This window comes from Hahella sp. HNIBRBA332, assembly GCF_030719035.1.
Classification (GTDB): Bacteria; Pseudomonadota; Gammaproteobacteria; order Pseudomonadales; family Oleiphilaceae; genus Hahella.
The window spans coordinates 516308-530863 of sequence record NZ_CP132203.1; the positions used below are offsets into that span (position 1 = coordinate 516308).

At 55.8% G+C, this 14556-nt stretch carries 12 protein-coding genes; 4 read left to right on the plus strand and 8 right to left on the minus strand.

Annotated features, from left to right (window positions below):
* Positions 1 to 21: 21 nt before the first annotated feature.
* A complete protein-coding gene (locus O5O45_RS02560) occupies positions 22 to 435 on the minus strand; it encodes a hypothetical protein (protein ID WP_305903730.1) in 414 nt (137 codons plus the stop codon).
* Positions 436 to 606: 171 nt separating this feature from the next.
* Between O5O45_RS02560 and O5O45_RS02565 the strand changes: the two genes are divergently transcribed.
* The 3 genes from O5O45_RS02565 (at position 607) to O5O45_RS02575 (ending at position 3322) form a co-directional block, all read left to right on the plus strand.
* Positions 607 to 1404, plus strand: coding sequence for a helix-turn-helix domain-containing protein (locus O5O45_RS02565; protein WP_305903731.1), 798 nt, complete (start codon positions 607 to 609; stop codon positions 1402 to 1404).
* A 173-nt stretch (positions 1405 to 1577) separates the two neighbouring features.
* On the plus strand, positions 1578 to 2126 hold the full coding sequence (locus O5O45_RS02570; protein ID WP_305903732.1) for an SCP2 sterol-binding domain-containing protein: 549 nt from the start codon (positions 1578 to 1580) through the stop codon (positions 2124 to 2126).
* Positions 2123 to 3322 (plus strand): iron-containing alcohol dehydrogenase, encoded by a 1200-nt coding sequence (locus O5O45_RS02575; RefSeq protein WP_305903733.1) that lies wholly within the window; start codon positions 2123 to 2125, stop codon positions 3320 to 3322. Before O5O45_RS02570 ends, O5O45_RS02575 begins: the two co-directional genes overlap by 4 nt.
* 62 nt (positions 3323 to 3384) lie before the next feature.
* Here the strand turns inward: O5O45_RS02575 and rapA are convergent, their stop codons facing one another.
* The 3 genes from rapA to O5O45_RS02590 form a co-directional block, all read right to left on the minus strand.
* Positions 3385 to 6288, minus strand: coding sequence for an RNA polymerase-associated protein RapA (gene rapA / locus O5O45_RS02580; protein ID WP_305903734.1), 2904 nt, complete (start codon positions 6286 to 6288; stop codon positions 3385 to 3387).
* Between the two features lie 169 nt (positions 6289 to 6457).
* Positions 6458 to 7150 carry an exonuclease domain-containing protein gene (locus O5O45_RS02585; RefSeq protein WP_305903735.1) on the minus strand — a complete coding sequence of 231 codons (693 nt, stop codon included), beginning with the start codon at positions 7148 to 7150 and terminating at the stop codon, positions 6458 to 6460.
* The gene (locus tag O5O45_RS02590; RefSeq protein WP_305903736.1) at positions 7147 to 9117 is read right to left on the minus strand and encodes a putative nucleotidyltransferase substrate binding domain-containing protein; all 1971 of its coding nucleotides are present in this window, start codon (positions 9115 to 9117) and stop codon (positions 7147 to 7149) included. Before O5O45_RS02590 ends, O5O45_RS02585 begins: the two co-directional genes overlap by 4 nt.
* Before the next feature lie 544 nt (positions 9118 to 9661).
* On the opposite strand from O5O45_RS02590, the gene O5O45_RS02595 reads away from it, so the two are divergent.
* Positions 9662 to 10051 (plus strand): VOC family protein, encoded by a 390-nt coding sequence (locus tag O5O45_RS02595; protein WP_305903737.1) that lies wholly within the window; start codon positions 9662 to 9664, stop codon positions 10049 to 10051.
* 16 nt (positions 10052 to 10067) lie between these two features.
* Here the strand turns inward: O5O45_RS02595 and O5O45_RS02600 are convergent, their stop codons facing one another.
* The 4 genes from O5O45_RS02600 to O5O45_RS02615 form a co-directional block, all read right to left on the minus strand.
* Complete coding sequence (locus O5O45_RS02600) at positions 10068 to 10340, minus strand: PilZ domain-containing protein (RefSeq protein ID WP_305903738.1); 273 nt, start codon at positions 10338 to 10340, stop codon at positions 10068 to 10070.
* 165 nt (positions 10341 to 10505) lie between these two features.
* A complete protein-coding gene (locus O5O45_RS02605; protein ID WP_305903739.1) occupies positions 10506 to 11291 on the minus strand; it encodes an enoyl-CoA hydratase/isomerase family protein in 786 nt (261 codons plus the stop codon).
* Between the two features lie 11 nt (positions 11292 to 11302).
* Complete coding sequence (locus tag O5O45_RS02610) at positions 11303 to 12682, minus strand: hypothetical protein (protein ID WP_305903740.1); 1380 nt, start codon at positions 12680 to 12682, stop codon at positions 11303 to 11305.
* Positions 12679 to 14121, minus strand: coding sequence for an AMP-binding protein (locus O5O45_RS02615; protein WP_305903741.1), 1443 nt, complete (start codon positions 14119 to 14121; stop codon positions 12679 to 12681). The genes O5O45_RS02610 and O5O45_RS02615 overlap by 4 nt, the downstream gene beginning before the upstream one ends.
* Between the last annotated feature and the right edge of the window lie 435 nt (positions 14122 to 14556).

Genomic DNA, 14556 nt, shown 5'->3' on the forward strand with positions numbered 1-14556 from the left:
GTTCCAATTGCAGCTTCGTCTTTAGACTCCAACACTTCCTAAAGTCTCGTTCTTACCTATTGCGGACTGCTCCAGCAGCGCAAGTATTGTCACTGCAAGCGCGATCGCGACGAACAGAAACAATCCAAGCCCCGAGAAGCTGCTGCTGAATAGCGCGACCACCAGCACGCTGGCCAGCACCCAGGCCCAGTCGAGATAAACAATCCATTTTGAAAACTTATCCTGCCATGCGGGAGATCGCGCCACGAGAAAAACATCCACGGCCCAAATCGCCAGCCCTATACCTATTCCTATGTAAATTTCCGTCGCCAGTCCGCCGACCCTGGCCGCGAACCAGGATGGGAACAGTATCAGATCGATCGCCAGAAGCAGTGAAAGGACTGCATTGACATAAAGTGTTTTAGCCAGCAACGGGCGATTTTTTACTTGGGTCATAAATCTTCTCCTGATTATTGAGGTGTCTGCGGGTCTATTTTTGAAGCAGAGACTGACGCCAAACAATTACCTCTGAGGTAATGGCGGACAGTTGCTTCTGATGGGCATATTGGCCAAATTGAGGCGGGTGAAAGCGCAGCCTTAATGAAATCAGTGTCGGGAGTAATAGTTATGAGCGCATTTGGCATTAAGTTACGGGAGCTGAGAGAAGCGCGACGGCTCAGTCAGCTTGAGCTTTCTTTGGAGGCGGAGGTGTCTTCGCGACATATCAGCTTTATGGAGACGGGACGGTCCAAGCCCAGTCGAGAGATGGTGCTGCATATGGCGCGGATATTGGGAGCGGACATGGCGACCACCAACCGTCTTTTGACTCTGGCGGGATACAGTCAGGTTTTTGGCGAGCGTCGTCTGGATGCGAGTTCCATGGCGCCGGTGCGCAAGGCGCTGGCGCAACTGATGCAGTCGCACATGCCTTATCCCGCCGTGGTGCTGGATCGACATTACAATTTGATTCAGGCGAACGCCGCCCAGCAATTTATGATGCAACGACTAATGGTCGCTGGTATGACGATCAGTGAGACGCCGAATTTTATGAAGGTCTTTCTGGCTCAGGATGGACTGCGGTCTTTTGTTGATGACTGGGAGTTGCTGGCCTGTCATATGCTGCAACGAATTTGGCGAGAGCATACGTTGGAGGCGGGGGCTGCTGAGGATGAAGCGTTTATTGAGGAATTGTTGAGCATCGAAGGCATTCCTTCTGACTGGAAAAAGCGCAATCTTGAGAGTCTGGATAGCCCTGTCATTAACTTTAATATCAACCTGGATGGCGTGAAGCTGAGAATGTTCAGCTCGATATCCAGCTTCGGCGCACCCTTGGATATTACGGTCAGGGACATTCGCATCGAACATTTCTTTCCGCTGGATGACGCTACGGATGCCTATTGGCGCACCCATTGCGGAGGGCTTTAAGTCGGCTCCGCTATGCTTCACAGCCTTCTATTGACGGAAACGGGCTTTCTGTCTAGAGTAAAAGCTCTAACTCGTTTGTTACGTTATGGCTTATCAGGAAATAGCAGTTTATCCGGTTATAGCGATACGCGTAGTCAAGCAGCGGTATAACAACAACTCAGGGTGGGTGGAGCGTGAGAATTCAGCAACTCAAGAGTCAGGCGATCAGCCGCGCCAAACGGCTGTATGTGGCGACCATGATGCAGGTGGTTGGCCGTGCGTTGCAGGCGATTTCCCAGGAAGATAACGAAATTCAGCGGGAGTTGTCGGCTTTTCCGGAAAACTTCACTTTCGCCATGAAGGTGTTGCCCACAGGGCCGGGGCTGATGTTGCGCAAAGCGGCGGACGGCTCGTTCACTTTCTTGTCCGACTCCGAAGGTGAGGCGGATTTAACCATCTATATCAAGCATATAGAGCACGCTTTTCGCATGCTGTCATTTCAGGAAAGTACGGCGACTGCGTTCGCCAATGACCGTATGGTGGTGGATGGCGATATTTCCAGCGCGGTGCGTATGGTGCGAGCCTTAAACCGCCTGGAGGCCTTTATCCTGCCGAAGCTGGTGGCGGAGATGGCGATCAAAGAATATCCCTCTATTACACTACCGGAAAAACTCATTCAGGGCGCGCGGATATATCTGCGCGTGGCGACCAACTTTTTGTCTGAGCAGAGGAAAGCAGCATGAGCAAAGGGTATTACGAGTTTTTTTGCCCGGTTAAAGTGATCGCGGGCGAGGCTGCGCTGGAGCATATTCCTTTTGAACTCAGTGCATTGGGCGTATCGAATCCTTTAATGATTACTGACAAAGGCGTGCGTGGCGCGGGACTGTCGGATTATGTGATTACTGCCTGCAGCGAGGGCGGTGTAGAGATGGCGTCCATTTTTGACGATGTGCCGCCAGACTCATCGACTGAGGTGGTGCGCAATATCGCTGCGGTATATCGCGAGCAGGGGGCGGATTCGATTATCGCCGTGGGCGGTGGATCGGTCATCGATACCGCAAAAGCCGTTAACATTCTGGTTTCCGAAGGGGGCGACAATCTTGCCAAGTACTCCGGCGCCGGCGTGCTGAAACGTCCGCTCAAGCCCTTTTTCGTCATACCTACAACGGCGGGCACCGGGTCGGAAGTCACCTCTGTCGCGGTGATCGCCGACCGGAAAAAAGGCGTTAAGCTGCCTTTTGGCTCTCCTTTCCTGTTGCCCAACGCGGCGATTATCGATCCGCGCATGACGCTGACATTGCCTGCGCACATTACTGCCGCCACGGCGATGGACGCTCTTACCCATGCCGTCGAGGCGTACACCTGCATGGCCAAGAATCCGCTTAGCGACGCCTATGCCTTTTCCGCCATTAAGAAAATCAGCGAGCACTTGCTGGAAGTGATGGATAACCCGAAAGACCCACAGGGTCGTTTGGAGCTGGCGCAAGCTTCAACCATGGCTGGGATCGCCTTCTCAAATTCTATGGTCGGCTTGGTGCATGCGCTGGGACATGCGCTGGGGGTTATTTGTCATCTGCCTCATGGAATGTGCATGAGTTTGTTCCTGCCTTATGTACTGGAATACAACCTGCGTAAAGGCAAAATTCGCGAGCCGCTGGCGGAGTTGTTGCTGCCATTGGCGGGCGCGCGGGTATACGCGAATACGCCGCCGGAACAGCGTGCGAGACGGGCGGTCGCTGCGATCAGAGAACTGCGCGACGAGTTGTTCGAGCGCTGTAAGTTGCCGCGAACGTTGAAGGAAACGGGCAAAGTGAGTCTGGATCTGCTGCCGAAAATCGCAGATGTCGCGATGGACGATGGGTCTATTATCTTCAATCCGGCGGAAGCGGACTTTGAGGAAGTGCTGGAAGTGCTGAAGAGCGCTTGGGACGATATGTAAACAGCAAGAGCCCGGCTGCGGAGCGCTCCGACAGCCGGGTGTACATTTCTGCGATTGTCGCCTTAGGTGGCGATTACCACACGTACGGCGTCCAGCGTTAGCTGCGCTCCTTTCAGGTATTTCTCCAGGTTTTCCGTTTGTTGGATGAGGAAATCAATCTCATCCTGACGGATATTCGGATTCACTTCCGCCAGCGCTTTCAAACGCTCAATTTCCGTTTGCTGGGATTGCTGCATCGCGGCGATAGAGCGCTCCACTAGCTCGCTTTTCTGCTCCGCCGCGGTTTTTTCCGCTTTGGTGATCAGCGGCTCAATTTGTGGGCGCGCATGACGAACCAAGTCCTGAGCGGTGCGTTTAGGCACATTTTCCCCCAGCTGCTGCAAGTGAGCGGCGGTCAGGATTTTACCCAGCTCTTTGCCGCTGCTGTCGATCAGCAAGCGCACCGGTTCTTTCGGCAGGAAGCGGTAAAGCTGCAATGCCTTGGGGGCCGGGCAGTTGAGGCGGAAAATGGTCTCCACCATCAGCGCGCCTGGTTGCAACGGCGGCAGCTTGATGGTGCATAGCCCGGTGTTGCCGAACTCGCCGCACAGAATCATATCCATGGCGCCGGTCACAATGGGGTGCTCCCAAGTGAGGAACTGCATGTCGTCGCGGCTTAACGCCAGATCGCGATGGAACGTAGCCGTGACGCCATCCTCCGGCAATCCGGGGAAGTGGCTGCACTGCATATGATCTCCGGGACGGAAGATATACGCACGTTCGCTGTGCTGCTCCTGGTCCACGCCATATTGGCTGAATATACGTTCGATGTAGTCTTCCAGCTCTTTGCGGCGCTCGTCTTCTGCGATCTGCTCAACCAAGTCGTTCGCTTTCAGCGGGTCACAGGAGTTGAGTTCCAGCAGTGGGTCGCGGCCTTGCTGCAGCGCCTGCAGCGTTTCTTCCGTGAACTGATGGGTGTCCGCGATCAATTGATTGAATTCATCCCGATCATCCGTTTGCTCCAGCTCGCTTTCCAGGCGCTCGGCAAAGCGCTGGTAAATCGCCGCACCGGCGGGGCAGGGGCGACTGAAAGCGTTGATGCCTTCGTTATGCCAGCGTAGCAGGCGTTCTTGGGCGGAATTCTCGAAGAACGGAACATGGATATTCACATCGTGGCGTTGTCCGATACGGTCCAGTCGGCCAATGCGCTGTTCCAACAAGTCCGGGTTTTGCGGCAAGTCGAACAACACCAGGTGTCTGGCGAACTGGAAGTTGCGCCCTTCGCTGCCAATTTCTGAACAGATCAGCGCCTGAGCGCCGTATTCATCGTCCGCGAAATAAGCGCCGGCGCGATCGCGCTCCAGCAAAGACAAACCTTCATGGAATACCGCCGTGCGGTAGCCGCCGCGTAAACGCAGGAAGTCTTCCAGGTCCAGGGCGGTTTCCGCGTGAGCGCAGATCACCAATACTTTTTCCAGGCGATTTTGTTTCAGCCACTGCGCCAGCCACTCCACGCGGGAGTCGCTTTTAACCCATTCAGCGCCCAGCAGACGCTCTGGGTGCAGCCGTTGCTCCAGGTTTGCGGAGGCGGTCAGGGTGGCGAGTTCTTCCGGTTGGGGTAAAGGGTGTAAATGCAGTACGCGCTGCGGGAATCCCTTGATTGCGGAGCGGGTGTTGCGGAACAGCACTCGGCCTACGCCGTGTTGATCCAACAGCTTGCGCACGGCGCGCTCTACCCGGTGCAGGGCTTCTTCCCGGCTGTCTTCATCGGCGTCGACCTCGAATTGCTGTAGTTCCGTCAGCAGCGTGTCCACGGCATCCTGTCCCAGGTAGTCGGCCAGCTTCGCCTGCAGGTCCTTGGAGTCCAACAGACGCTTCGGACCACTTTCGCCCAGCAACTCTTTGACGAGATCATTGACTGGCTGATACTGGCTTTCCTCTTCCCGGAATCGCTCAAGATCATGATAGCGGGCGGGATCCAGCAAGCGCAGGCGTGCGAAGTGGCTTTCCAGACCCAACTGCTCCGGCGTCGCGGTCAGTAGCAACAGGCCGGGCGCTTTCTGAGCCAATGCTTCGATGTGGCTGTAGGCGGGACTCTGCTGTTCAGGCGACCACTTCAGATGATGCGCCTCATCCACGACCAGCATATCCCACTGGGCGTTCAGGGCGTGTTCGCGCCACTGCTCGTTGTCAGTGATAAAGTTCAGGCTGCAGAGCACCAACTGAGAGCACTCAAACGGATTATCCTCGCCGGATTCGGTTAGCGCTTCGCAGCGCTCATTGTCGAGGATGGTGAATTGCAGATTGAAGCGGCGCAGCATTTCCACCAGCCATTGATGCAGCAAACTCTCCGGCACCACGATCAGCACGCGCTGGGCGCGACCGCTCAATAACTGGTGATGCAGGATCAGGCCCGCTTCAATGGTTTTACCCAGGCCGACTTCATCCGCCAGCAATACTCTGGGGGCGTGGCGGTGCGCTACTTCGTTGGCGATGTACATCTGGTGGGGCAGAAGTTGCACCCGCGCGCCCATCAGGCCATAGCCCTGGGTCGCCTGCTGGCGGGTTTGATAGCCGAGGGTTTCCTGGCGCAGAAGATAACTGCTGAGTTTATCGACCTGGCCGGAGAACAGACGATCTTTCGGGCTGACGAAGTGAACGAAGCTGCTTAACTCCAGCTCCGGCAATTCTACTTTGCGGCCTTTTTCGTCAAGCGCCTCGTAGATCAGATAGCCTTGTTGTTCGATCACCCCGGCTACGGTGTATTTTAATTCGTCGTTATCGCTGACGTTGTCGCCTACCTGATACTGCACGCGGCTCAAGGGCGCGTTGGCGGCGGAATAGGTGCGCTGCTCGGTAGCGGCGGGAAAGCTGATGGTGATTCTGCGATTATCGTTTTCGGTGATGATGCCGAGGCCTAGCTCGGGCTCAGTGTTACTGATCCAGCGCTGGCCGATCACAAAATTCGGGGTACTCAATTTACTCATTCTCGCTGTATTTAACGGTGTGCTTCCGCTGTGGCGGGAGAGGGCGCGTAGGCTCTCCCATGACGCAACGGACACTGATTGCGGGCGGCGCGCGGTGACGAACAGGCGCAGTCCGGCGCAAGGGCGTTATGGTATCACTGCTGGGGTTCTGTTTCCTGTTCGCTTTTTGTCAATGAGCGCGCATTTTTTCCAGTTTGATCCGCGCGGCGACTTTATCCTGCAGTCCTTTCCAGGTCGTGACACCCTGACTGCGGGCTTTTTGCAGGCAGATTAACGCCAATTCAGCGGCGGCCATGGCGTCACAGGCGGCATGATGACGTTGATCGTTATAGAGGCCAAAATAGTGAGACCAGTCATCCAGGCTGCGCAGATGGGATGGCGCTTCCGGACAGAGCGCTTGCAACCATTCCGCCAGATCATAAAAAGGCAATCGGCAGCTGACGCCCAGGTGCGTGCGGGCTTCTTTTTCCAGCATGGCCTTATCGAACGGTGCATGGAAAGCGAGCAGGGCGGCGCCGTGCGCATAGCTTAGAAAAGAATGAATCGCTTCCTTGGGTTGCACGCCCTGGCTGAGGGTTTGTTGAGACAGGCCGTGAATTAGAATGTTGTCGTTGTGCAGGCGCGCACCAGCATCGATCACCAGTTCGAATGTCTGTTCCAGGCAAATGCTCAGGCCGTCGATTTCCACTGCGCCGATCGCGATAACCACATCTTTTTTGGTGTTAAGACCGGTTGTCTCCACATCCGCCGCCACCCAGCGTATGTTTTCGAGCGCCTGTCCCGGCGGAGGCGGCGACCAGCGGGCAAGGGCTTTGACATCGGCGTCCATGGAAAAAAAGTCCGTTAATTGATCCAGGGTCATAATTGATAACTCCAGGCGAGCTTCCTTTGTAGTCGTTGGGCCTGGCGGCACGCTTCCTTCAGAATGCGCTGGTCGAGATCATTGAGCGCATCGGGGTCCACCAGATTGGTCAGTTCCTTGCCTTCCCGCTTGCAGTGCAGGTGATGACGCAGGCGCAACAGTTGAATGAAGTCGAACGCTTCTTCCCAGGCGCGCGCATCCCGGGTTTCCAGAACATTGGCTTCGCTGAGTTGGCGCAGCCGATAAATCGTGTTGGAGGCCTCTATTCCGTGTGCGAGGGACAGGACTCGGGCGGCGTCGACAAAGGGCGTCAGCCCCTGCTTTTTCAGGTCCACGCCTTCCTGGCCGTGCTCCTTGCGGGTGACGAAACCTTTGAATAACCCCAGTGGAGGCCTGTGCTCCAGCGCCGCCGTCGCCAGCATGCGTTGAAACAGCGTGTGTTGCTGGATGCGGCGGCGGATGGGCGCGAACATGCGGGAAGCCAGCGTGGCGTCGCCCCATTGTGTTCTCAGGTCGAAGAAAATGCAGGAATTGAGTACGTTCTGCGGCGTTGCTGCGTCAATAAAGCCATTGAAGCGCTGCTCCCACTCCTGCGCGCTCAGACAGAGCTTGGGATTGCCAGCCATGATATTGCCCTTGCAGAGCGTAAAACCGCACTGGTCCAGTGCTGCGTTGATGCGGGAGGCCAAGGGCAGCAAGCGCTGACGAGCGGACTCCCACAGGCGTGAATCATCCAGCTCGAAGATGATGCCGTTATCCTGATCCGTCAGCAGGGTTTGCTCGCGTCTGCCGGCGCTGCCGAAGGTGATCCAGCTGAACGCCACACCGGGATCGCCTTGTTCTTTGATAATCAGACGGATGACCTGACGGGTACTGTAATCGTTCAACAGGGTCACGATATGGTTGAGCTGCTCGGCGCTGGCGCCGTGGGCGATCATGGTTTCCGCCAAGCGCGCGACGTCGCTCTGCAATGCCGCCAATACGTCTATGGAGGGCGCGTTGGCCAGGGTGCGGGCGATATGCACCAGATTGACCCGTTGCAGGGAAAACAGATCGCGCTCGGAAACGACGCCCAATAGTTTGCCATTCTCCGCTATCAGGACATGGGCGAAGTGGTGTTTGGCCATGATCAACGCCGCTTCAAAAGCTGTCGCATCCGGCGGCAAGGAAATCGGGTCCGCGTTCATGCGGCTGGAAATGGGGGCGTCCAAATCAGCGCTGGGGTCGGCGACGAAGCGACGCAGATCTCTTAACGTAAATATGCCGATGGGTTTGCGGTCGGCGTCTGTCACCACCATGGAGCCGACCCCCCGCTCATCCATAATTCTGACCGCCTTGCGAATACTCAGCGTCGGTTCGCAGTGGACGGCTTGGCGCTCGATAAACTGACTCAGCGGCGTATTGAGGGAATAGTCTTCGCCCAGGGTTGACTGCGCCTGCGCCTGTATCTGCCGGTTCACCTGGTCCAGCAAGCTACTGACGCCGCGCAGACAGAAGTCGCGGAATACCGGGCAGATCGCCAGCATGCGGGAAAAATGCTCTTTGCTGCAGGTAATGCAGAAAGTGTCTTCCAGAGCTTTGTGTAACGTGCGGGTAGGGCGTTCGCCAAGTAGCGCCGCTACCGGGAAACAGGAGCCGGGGCCGATGTCGAACGTAGGGTGTTCGTTGGCGTCGCGGTAGCTGTCGCGTTCTCCGACGATATATCCCTGCTTTACGATATAGAACTTCTCCGGTGCGCCATCTTCCGGTCCGATGATAGGCGCGTCGGCGGGGAAAAACTCGATACTGGATTTTTCCAGCAGCGTCGCCAGTGGGCCGTCGTCCATTAGTTTGAAAGGAACGAAAGCGCGCAGAAAATTCATCAGGGAACGGATGTTCTGAGGGATGGCGTTGTCTGCGCCGGGGGCTTCCGCCAGCGACGTCCGGGAAAGTCCGTTTGGCGTGTTGTCAGGGGATGAATCGGACATAGGGCGACCTTTTTTTAAACTTATTTATAAATAGGCGCGTGTCCCTAAACTATACGTCTTTAGTTGTACTGAGTCCTGCTGTCAGGCTTGGCGCAGATCAATTTACATTAGAAAAACGGCGACGGCGCATCGCCATTGGATCGAAATACTGGACCGACCAAGGTTTAGACTAAGGTCGGGGTTTTACGGTAGGGGGCCTTTGCTACTATAACGACGGGACTAGCTGGGCTATTCCCGCGAGCATAGGGAGGACCCCTGAGTTTTCGGAGGTTCTTTTTGTGCCCCGGTCGTATAGACACTACCGGGAACGACCTTCAATGGTGTGTGAACGCTGAGTGATGGACGTTATTGTCCATGTTAAACCGGGATAGGCAGGTGGAGTCTCCGCTGGCCGCCCGGTATTTTTTTTCGGTACGCTTCCCTTCCGTTGTTCTATCATCCCCTGTCATTCTGGAATCAGCACGGGTTCAACCCCAGGCGTGCGTCGGTGTTGTATTATCACACTCGACGTCTCGAATTTTTGTAAGTGAAGGAGTCTCATTGTATGAGCAAAAAATTTCATCTGGCCATTGCCGTCATCGATATCGAGCAGTCGGTGGAGGAGTACAACGAACGGCTGGGGCGTCCCGCTGATGTTGTGGTGCCGGGTGAATATGCGCTGTGGCGCACCAAGGAACTGAACTTCTCTATTCGTAAGACGGCGCCGGGCGAGGGTGGGCGTTTACGTCATCTGGGCTGGGAAGATTCCGAAGCCAAGTTTTTCACCTGCGATAAAGACTGTAATGGCATTTTGTGGGAAGAGTTCTCCGCCTCGCAGCAAGCGGCGGAAATAAAGTCCGCGTGGCCGGGAACGGATTACAAGCCGGGCAAGAACAAAGACAAGAAGAGCAAAAAAAATAAGCAGGACGAACCGCCGCAAGAACCCGCTTCGTAACCGATAGACTGAACAGTCAGTCTTTCGGAATAAAACGCAGTCCCACCCCTTCGTTTTCAATTCTCACCACTTCACTTTCCACTGACTGACCGGGTTCGCCAGGCAGGTCCAACACGCGAATCTGCACTTTCATGTGCAGTTCTGGCGTGGTTTCTTCGGCGATGATGACAAAGGCTCCGCCCTCGGAAACATCCCGGGTCCGGGTTTCAATGATGCCAAGTTGCGGGCTGGATAACTCAACCCGGAAATTAGCTTTGATGCGGGGGGAGGAACGCTTTTCTCTACTCATAACAACATTGGGCTCGCTGCGAATTATTGTCGGACGTAGGCGGACTTCTTATCAGTGTAGACCACAAAACGAGCGAGAGGGAGGGAGAAGAGGCGCGCCGGGACTGCGCACGCCTCGTTAGATGGGGGGCTTTTTGTCGCCTGCTACAACCGCGGTCCTAGCCCGTCATTCGCCAGGAAAAACGGCAGGACGCTTTTCAACAAACGCCTTCACGCCCTCCTGCTTATCCGCGCTTTCGAAAGTGCGCCGAAAAGCGATTTTCTCCACTTCCAGGGCCTCTGCAGTGGTGCGCCCATAGCTGGCGTTGATGGCGTGTTTGCACAGAGAGATGGCCACGGGAGACTGACTTTTGCATTCCAGCAGGATATCCCGGGCGGCGGCCAGCATGGCGTCGATGCTGGAGAACACGCGGTTGACCAGCCCGATTCTCAGCGCTTCGCCAGCGTCGATGCGGCGGCCGGTATAGATCAGTTCGCGGGCGCGTCCGGCGCCGACGAAACGGCTTAGGCGCACGCAGCCGCCAAAGCAGGGCGTCAGTCCCAGTGAGACTTCCGGCTGGCCAAACTGGGCGCGCTCGGTGCAGTAGATGAAGTCGCAGGCCATGGCCAGCTCACAGCCTCCGCCAAGGGCGTAGCCATTCACGCACGCGATGACCGGAATGGGCAGCGCCTCCAACAGCGCGGTGATCTCCTGTCCTTGGGCGGCGAATCGTTCGCCTTCTTCAGGAGACATTTGCTGCATGGCGGCGATATCTGCGCCGGCGACGAAAGCCTTTTCGCCAGCGCCGGTCAGAATCACGCCGCGAACGGGAAAACCCGGCTCCTGCAGGCGCAGCAGAATGGTTTTCAGCTCGACAAAAAGCTCCGGCGATAAGGCGTTCAGTTTATCCGGGCGGTTAATGGTCAAGGTTGTGACGCCGTTAACGCTGGTTTGTTGTATCAGTGTAGTCATGATCAATCTCCTCAAGAATCCCAAATGGCGCCAAAGGCGGGAATGCCGCGGCTTTCCAGTTCATAAACAACGTTCCAGGTGACCTTTTTGTTCGAGATGCAGATAACCGCTTCAGCGCCGGTATCGCGGTAAGCCAGATAGGCCAGTCTGGCGAGGTCGGGTTTGCCATGGGTGTCGGTATCCCAGATCAAGGCGTCAGGGTGGGCCGCCTTGATGTCGTTAACCAACTCATCGCCGTAGGTTTTGCGTGGATTGCGCGTCGCCCACACCAGCTTCGCCGGCACGCCTTGCGCAACCAGATGCGGCAGACAGGGACCGATCCCGCTGCCCGTTGCGATCCACACTACTTTTTTGAACAGGGTTTCGATATTGCCCACTCCCGCGGTAGGGATGCCCTTGACCCACACTTTTCGGGGCTGGTCATCGATAAACGCCCCCGTCCAGTCGCCAGCCCGGGATATGGCCAACTGAAAACCTTCCCGACCCGGCAACGGAATATTGGCGAACGCATGCCACTCAAACAGCGGGTTCAAACTGAGGTCCGTCGATGAACCAGCAAAAGGCGTCACGCCATAATTGAAGTCGGCGATGACAGCATGGTTTGAGGGCTTGCGGATCGTCACCTCGACTTTACGCAGGCGCAGCCAGGGCGCCAGGATGCTGATGGTTACCGCCGTCAGCGCCCACACCTGAGGAGAGACCGCCAGCGCCGACGGCAGTTCGCCGGCAGGATGCGCAGCCGAGATCAGGATAAGCGTCTGCGCCCAAAACAGGAGGACGGACGCCCAACTGCCGAAGCGGGCGGCGAATTCAAATTGATCGTGGTACTTGGCGCGTAGGTCGGGCAGCGCCAGGACAATCATTAATGTCAGTATGCTCAGATGAACAGACGCCAATATCGGTATCGACGAGGGCAGGGCGGCATAGCTTCCGAGCAGGCTGAAAACCGTGAATGCGGCGTACCACAGCGTACCGCAAAAGAACCCTCCGACATGGATTCCGCCAAAGTGATACACCTTGCCCATGGCCCAACGCCATTTCAGCGGCCAATGGGTAGGCATGCTGGTGGCGATGGCGAACAGCGCGTTAATGACATACTGCTGTCGAATCAGGATGGCGAGGGTGAAATTGACAAGCGCGCCGTTCAACACGGTTTCCATCGGTAGTTGGTCTATGCGCCAGCCGCCATTGGTCAGCCAATACAATACGCCGATGTTCAAGGCGGTCATCAGTACCGCGAGACGGTTATAAGGCATCACCTTCGGATGACGGGCCCACTTATGCCAAGGGTGTTGCTGCGGCATCTTGATGCGGGACAGGTCAATGTGCTTTTTCTGCGGCGGCGCCTTGGGCGCATATTGCAACGCTGTTTTGGATAAAGAAGCCGTCATGCCGGAACCTCCTGCGAGGCGGGGATATTCGCCAGCATCTCTTCCAGGCGCTTCTTATCGACCTTGCCTCTCGGGGTCATGGGAAACTCGTCCAGCGCAAGTACTTTATCAGGGATGCAATAGTAAGGGAGCTTTGCTGCGACGGCCTTTTTTACCAGGGCCGGATTGACGTTGGCGGGTTTGACGAACGCAGCGAGATCGCGGCTGGTATGCTTGATCACCACCGCCTGCTGACATCCTGGCAAAGCCTCAATGGCGCAGGAAACCGAGTTCAGCTCGACCCGGAAACCCCGTACTTTGACCTGATCGTCGGTGCGCCCCAAATGTTCCAGTTCGCCATTTTCCAGCCAGCGCCCCAGGTCGCGGGTGCGGAACATTTTGCCGCCGTTATCCAGAAAAGGATCGTGGCGATAGCGGTCTTCATTGAGCACGTCATTGTTGATATAGCCGGCGGTGACGCAGGCGCCGCCGGCCCACATTTCCCCCACTTCTCCGATGGCGCAGGGTTTTAGTAAATCGTTTAAGATGTAGACCATATTGTTGGGCGTCGGCGCTCCAATGCTCAACGGACCTTGATCCGGCACGTAGCGTCCCATGGTGTTCACAATGGTCACTTCAGTGGGGCCGCAGCAGTTATAGAACTCACAATAGGCGGCCCATTTTCGCGCCAGCGGCTCCGGGCAGGCTTCCCCGGCGACGGCGACGGCGCGTAGATGGGGACAGGCGGCCGGGTCGAGTTTGCTCAAAATACTGGGGGTTGCGATCACCACATTGGCGCGGCTGACAGTCTGCTGAAAATCGCAGCCGCGGATAATTAATTCTCCGCCGTGAGCGAGGGTGGTCAGGATCTCCCAGGCGGCCATGTCGAAGGCGATATTCAGAATCTGCGCGACTTTTTCCCCGGGTTGAACCCCAAGGTTGCCCGGCGCAGTCAGCAGCAGGTTGCAGACATTGCCATGGGTGACTTTGACGCCGTTGGGCGCTCCGGTCGTGCCGGAGGTGAACAGCACGAAGCAGGCGTCGTCTTTATCGATGACAGGAAACGACGGCGGAATAGGGCTGCTTTCGGCGTCATGCCGACGGCTGAGTATTTCATCAATACACAAGCGCTCGCAGTCTGGAGGAACCGGCACGCTGTCATAGTATTCAGAAAGGGTGAGCATCACTCGGGCGGCGGAGGATTGCGCGACCAGCTTTAACTGCTCTTGCGGGCAGATTTTCACGTCCTGCGGCACATACGCCGCCCCAACCTTGAGCGTCGCCAGGACGCCTACCACCATGGGGATGGAGCGACGCACAAACAGCGCGACATGGTCCCCTTTCTTTACGCCCGCCGCAATCAAAACGCCTGCGAGAAAATCCACTTGCTTTTGCAGCTCGCCGTAACTGATCTTTTCGCCCAGATGTTCGACGGCGGTTAGATCTGCATAGGCTTTCATACTTTGTTCTATCGCTAAATATATATTACTAAAGGGCGGCGCCTTATATTCACCCTGGCCATATTGGATAAATTTGATTTGATCTTTGGGAGATAAACCTTGCAGAGGTTCTAAACGAAATTTCTGTATAGATTGGGAAAGTTCTGATTTTTGAATGACGGAAGCGGTGAAGTTCATAAGTCTCTCCTTCTATTTATCTTTTGACAAGGCGAAATCAACCCTTCAAGCCTTGGTTCGCCTGATGTCAATGGACTATGATCGTTGTAAAACAAATGGATTAGGTGAAGCGGCGAGTACTCTCCGATTCTTTATATATTTAACTTTTTGTTTAACTTTTATCTTTGAGATTAGTTCCCGTCAAAATAGGGAATTAATACTTTGGTTACGACTTTTGTTGTTGGGAAAAGTTCAGAATTAATTGAAGAAAAAGTATAA

Excerpts from the sequence above, each read along its gene's own strand:
- O5O45_RS02560 (WP_305903730.1), bottom strand. The coding sequence starts at position 435 with ATGACCCAAGTAAAAAATCGCCCGTTGCTGGCTAAAACACTTTATGTC.
- O5O45_RS02565 (WP_305903731.1), top strand. The coding sequence starts at position 607 with ATGAGCGCATTTGGCATTAAGTTACGGGAGCTGAGAGAAGCGCGACGG.
- O5O45_RS02575 (WP_305903733.1), top strand. The coding sequence starts at position 2,123 with ATGAGCAAAGGGTATTACGAGTTTTTTTGCCCGGTTAAAGTGATCGCG.
- rapA (WP_305903734.1), bottom strand. The coding sequence starts at position 6,288 with ATGAGTAAATTGAGTACCCCGAATTTTGTGATCGGCCAGCGCTGGATC.
- O5O45_RS02585 (WP_305903735.1), bottom strand. The coding sequence starts at position 7,150 with ATGACCCTGGATCAATTAACGGACTTTTTTTCCATGGACGCCGATGTC.
- O5O45_RS02590 (WP_305903736.1), bottom strand. The coding sequence starts at position 9,117 with ATGTCCGATTCATCCCCTGACAACACGCCAAACGGACTTTCCCGGACG.
- O5O45_RS02595 (WP_305903737.1), top strand. The coding sequence starts at position 9,662 with ATGAGCAAAAAATTTCATCTGGCCATTGCCGTCATCGATATCGAGCAG.
- O5O45_RS02600 (WP_305903738.1), bottom strand. The coding sequence starts at position 10,340 with ATGAGTAGAGAAAAGCGTTCCTCCCCCCGCATCAAAGCTAATTTCCGG.
- O5O45_RS02605 (WP_305903739.1), bottom strand. The coding sequence starts at position 11,291 with ATGACTACACTGATACAACAAACCAGCGTTAACGGCGTCACAACCTTG.
- O5O45_RS02610 (WP_305903740.1), bottom strand. The coding sequence starts at position 12,682 with ATGACGGCTTCTTTATCCAAAACAGCGTTGCAATATGCGCCCAAGGCG.
- O5O45_RS02615 (WP_305903741.1), bottom strand. The coding sequence starts at position 14,121 with ATGAAAGCCTATGCAGATCTAACCGCCGTCGAACATCTGGGCGAAAAG.